We start from the raw sequence: 662 nt of genomic DNA on the forward strand, positions 1-662 counted from the left end.
TTTTTTAATTTTAGTTTGGTTAAGTTAGAAAGGGCGCACGGTGGATGCCTTGACACTAGGAGTCGATGAAGGACGGGACTAACGCCGATATGCTTCGGGGAGCTGTAAGTAAGCTTTGATCCGAAGATTTCCGAATGGGGAAACCCACTATACGTAATGGTATGGTATCCTTACCTGAATACATAGGGTATGGAAGACAGACCCAGGGAACTGAAACATCTAAGTACCTGGAGGAAGAGAAAGCAAATGCGATTTCCTGAGTAGCGGCGAGCGAAACGGAATCTAGCCCAAACCAAGAGGCTTGCCTCTTGGGGTTGTAGGACATTCTATACGGAGTTACAAAGGAACGAGGTAGACGAAGCGACCTGGAAAGGTCCGTCACAGAGGGTAATAACCCCGTAGTCGAAACTTCGTTCTCTCTTGAATGTATCCTGAGTACGGCGGAACACGTGAAATTCCGTCGGAATCTGGGAGGACCATCTCCCAAGGCTAAATACTCCCTAGTGATCGATAGTGAACCAGTACCGTGAGGGAAAGGTGAAAAGCACCCCGGAAGGGGAGTGAAAGAGATCCTGAAACCGTGTGCCTACAAATAGTCAGAGCCCGTTAATGGGTGATGGCGTGCCTTTTGTAGAATGAACCGGCGAGTTACGATCCCGTGC

Annotated in this window: 1 rRNA gene; it reads left to right on the forward strand. The window is 48.8% G+C overall.

The features are described from left to right. Positions 1-17 precede the first annotated feature (17 nt). Positions 18-662: ribosomal RNA gene (locus MR155_RS31315) — 23S ribosomal RNA — on the forward strand; the annotation flags it as partial.

It is taken from the genome of Bacillus cereus group sp. BfR-BA-01331, from assembly GCF_022663915.1.
GTDB classification, from domain to species: Bacteria; Bacillota; Bacilli; order Bacillales; family Bacillaceae_G; genus Bacillus_A; species Bacillus_A mycoides.